Here is a 3,568-nt window from a genome sequence, read left to right as displayed (position 1 = left end):
CATAGCTCTATGGAGACCTTTTGAACAGTCGCCTTATCTCAGTTAATTCACTTTTGAGAACCTTGTATCGGCTTTGGTCTGCTTTTAGCCAATAGCGGACGAAAAGCTGGACCGCCACTTTTTGATCTAGTCACCGGTCTGATCAGCCTTCCAAGAAGTAAGGACGCGCAGCGCATCCTCCAATGTCTTCTGCGCCCGATCCAACTCATCCGAGTTCATTCGGTTTAGATCGAAATCCACCGTCATATGGGGATGTGTCTCAAGGAAGTGATGGGTTTGTCGTTCGATGGCCTCTAGGGTATCGAGGACCTTGTAGGTCGCAACCGGATAGGCGATTCCCTTCACGTCCACCTCGCCATGCTCAACGCAACAGATTTCATCCCGCACGAGGGCATAAGTCTCATAGGAGACGATGATCTCGTTTGGAGGCGCCAGACTTTGAAGGCGCGATGCGGTGTTCACCGCGCCGCCAATGATCGTGTAGTCGAGCCGATCTTCGCTGCCAAAGTTTCCAACGGTGCAGTATCCGGTGGTGATGCCGATGCGTACCTGGAGAGGCTTGTCGATGCCGGCCTCCCGCCAGTCATCGGCTAGAGTGTCCATCTTCTTGCGCATGGCTATCGCCATTGTGACACAGGCTACGGCGTCTTCCTTTATGCCTCTGGACTCTGGATCACCGAAGAAAGCCAAGATGGCGTCGCCGACGTACTTGTCGATGGTCGCGCCATACGCAAGGGCGATTTGCGACATGGCGGTCAGGTATTGGTTCAAAAGCTGGCTGAGTTCTTCCGATTCGAGCCTGTCGGCCATTTGGGTGAAACCAACAATGTCGGAGAAGAATATGGTTAGTTTCTTGCGTTTGCTGGTGAGCCTTACCTCCTGCTTGCCCGAGAATATGGAGCTGTAGACTTGAGGGGAAAGGTACTTGGAAAGTTGGTTCGATAGTCCCTCCAGGACTTTCGTCTTCTGTGCCAGTTCGGCCTCACGCTCGGCGATCACGTCCATGTAGTGGATGAGTGACCTCGATATCCCTCCAATCTCATCAGGTCGCTGATCGGCGTCAGATGGGCTGCGGTCCTGAGCAAAACGCTGGAGTGAGTCGCGGATTTGGTTCAGCCTTCTAAAGACGCGGTGCTGCAATGCCAGCCAAACCGAATAGTTGCCTGCGCCAAATGCGACGGCGACCAAAACCATTACGATAAGAGTGATGCGCGTGATGAATGCAACGGTCTCTATCTGAGCCTCAAGCTTCCCGCTCGCTCTGCTGAATTCATTGCTCGCGCTGATCACCAAACGATTAGCAATCAGTGAGTTCTCCTCAGCCAGCGCCTTGATCTTGAACTCATTCGAGAGCTCGTTCCGCTTGTCTTCCAGCATCCGGGCCTCTTGCTCAGCCCAGAAACTCACAAGCTCACGCGCCGGATCTTCGTCCTTGTCAATCGATGGCGCCGTTGCCTCGACCGCGGCTTCAAGAGACCGTTGAACCGCCTCCATTTCCGCTTTTGCTGATCGCCAGTTTTGGGAGAACCGAGCCGCATTTGGATCCAGAAGCGCGTTGAGGAGAGCGACATTTGCCGCTAGAGATTTCAGCAGCAGGGAGCTGCGATCCGACCCTGAGCCGGCGTTCAATGATTTGGCCGTTGCTCTTAAGAACTCGACATCCTCTTCAAGGCTCTTGCGTATATCGATCTGGTGACTCACCACATCGGTCAGCGACGTGAGATTGCCGCTTAAGGCTTGACCGTTTCTCTTGATCACCTGCGCCGCCGCTTCGTCCGTCAGCAAGGGAGCAAGATCAGCGATAAGCGCCTCCTGAGAAGCCTGCTTATCTTTGATCCTGGACAGCAGGGTTTCAAACTCGAACCGAGTTGGCTGGCTACTCAGAGCCGGCGCGATTGCGATCGTGGCTGCGGCGTCTTGAGACAATTGTGACAGCTTGATTAAACGCGGCAGCGCTTCGTTTCGCAGATCTCCCAGGTTCTCTTGGATCTGCACCAGCCGGTAAGCAGTGACGGCCAAACCGCCTAGAACAAGGACGGCAATACAAAAGAGAATCGCCAAGACCAGCGTCGAAATGCGCTGGCTCAGGCGGATTTTCTCTTCCAAGTCCATCGTCCAGCTCCCGGTAAAGGGTCGCTGTTCATCGGAATGGCGGGCTAAACATCAATCCACCATCACTCCACAGCTTGTTGGCGCCACGCACCACACCTATTGCGCTATCTTTGCCGAGGTATCGGTCGAAGATCTCACCGTAGTTGCCCGAGCTTGCGATGATGTTCCTCGCCCATAAGGGATCGAGCCCAATGCTTTCCGTACCCCCAGTGGCTTCCTCGCCCAAGAGCCGTAGTACAGCGGGATCTTCGCTTGTTAAGAAGGAATGATAGTTGGCCTGGGTGATGCCCTTCTCCTCAGCGAGAATAGTTGCGTTGACCGTCCAGCGGACCAGGTTTCCCCAAGCCATATCGTCATCTTTCACATAGGCGACGAGAGGCTCTTTTGAGATGATCTCTCGATGAAGAACATAGTTTGCGGGGTTATCGACGGCTGTGGCCCGCAGAGAAGCCAAAACAAGGGCATCGGTCGTCAGCAGATCGCATTGCCGCGAGAAGAAAGCATCGTTCCGACCCTCCGACGACTCAAAGGCCAGCACCTCCCAATCCAACTCGTGGATTGCAATGTAGTCTCGGAGATTTGCGATGGTGGTCGTCGAGCGGGATACGCAGACTCGAGCCCCTTGATGCGCGGAAAGGGGCCCATTCACGGTTCCTAGGTGGGACATGAACCCCTGACCGTCATAATAGAGTACCGCGGCTGGTGTCAGTCCCAATTCCATGTCGCGTGAGAACGTCCAGGTCACATTGGAGACATAGATATCGACATCGCCTTGGGCGATGCTCTGGAGCCCATGTCTGATAAGCATCGGCGAGAGCTGCACGGCGTTTCTGTCGTTGAACAATGCAATGGCGACATTTCGGCAGAATTCAGGGAAAAAGCCTTCGTAGCCGGTTTCTCCAATACGCGTATCGCCCACCGGCCTATTGCCGATCGCGCATCGGACGTAGCCGCGACTTTGAACCTCTTCCAACGTGCCCGCGAGTGAGGGAGCCGGACTGCAGATCGCGGCACTGAAAGAGAGAAAAATGATAGCCATAGCTTGGAAAGGGCAACGCATGATGCTTCCTCCCAAACTTAGTTTAGCATTTTCTTAGTGTATTTGCCCGGGTGTCGTCTCTTGCCTGAACTCTACCGATCAAGATGTCCGCTTTTAGCTAGAAGCGGACATCATCATTATCAACCTTGTTCCAACTCGTTAAAGCCTGTGGTTTGATCAGTTGCTCAATCCAGCTTTGAGCAAGCCTTCCGTCCAATGCTCGACGTCGGCTTGATGCTTGTAGCTGTTAGACTCGCCGACCGAAGCAATGGTCGCTCCCGGGGTCCCTTGGAGATAGCGAGCCCAGCATTCTGCGGCCTCCTCCTTGCGCCCTAACTGTCCGTAGCACGCGGCCATTTGTCCGTAGTTGTAGTGATATGGTGTGGCTTTCTGCTCCAGAATGTAGGCCGCTTCTCC

At 54.3% G+C, this 3,568-nt stretch carries 3 protein-coding genes; all 3 read right to left on the bottom strand.

The genetic code is table 11. The annotated features are described in order from the left end of the window. Positions 1-126: 126 nt before the first annotated feature. Positions 127-2,112: an adenylate/guanylate cyclase domain-containing protein gene (locus P8X75_14930; GenBank protein ID MEJ1996475.1), complete on the bottom strand. Its 1,986-nt coding sequence runs from the start codon at positions 2,110-2,112 to the stop codon at positions 127-129. A gap of 28 nt (positions 2,113-2,140) precedes the next feature. Further along, positions 2,141-3,172: a transporter substrate-binding domain-containing protein gene (locus P8X75_14925; GenBank protein ID MEJ1996474.1), complete on the bottom strand. Its 1,032-nt coding sequence runs from the start codon at positions 3,170-3,172 to the stop codon at positions 2,141-2,143. A 156-nt stretch (positions 3,173-3,328) separates the two neighbouring features. Continuing rightward, positions 3,329-3,568: adenylate class-3/4/guanylyl cyclase (locus P8X75_14920; protein MEJ1996473.1), on the bottom strand; the 240-nt coding region annotated here is incomplete at its 5' end.

It is taken from the genome of Limibacillus sp., assembly GCA_037379885.1.
Classification (GTDB): domain Bacteria; phylum Pseudomonadota; class Alphaproteobacteria; order Kiloniellales; family CECT-8803; genus JARRJC01.
The sequence above is the reverse complement of the archived record's forward strand: the minus strand, read 5'-3'. Positions and strand labels throughout refer to the sequence as shown.

What these genes read in the sequence shown, in the direction of transcription:
- P8X75_14930 (MEJ1996475.1), bottom strand. Translation starts at nt 2,112, where the DNA reads ATGGACTTGGAAGAGAAAATCCGCCTGAGCCAGCGCATTTCGACGCTG.
- P8X75_14925 (MEJ1996474.1), bottom strand. Translation starts at nt 3,172, where the DNA reads ATGCGTTGCCCTTTCCAAGCTATGGCTATCATTTTTCTCTCTTTCAGT.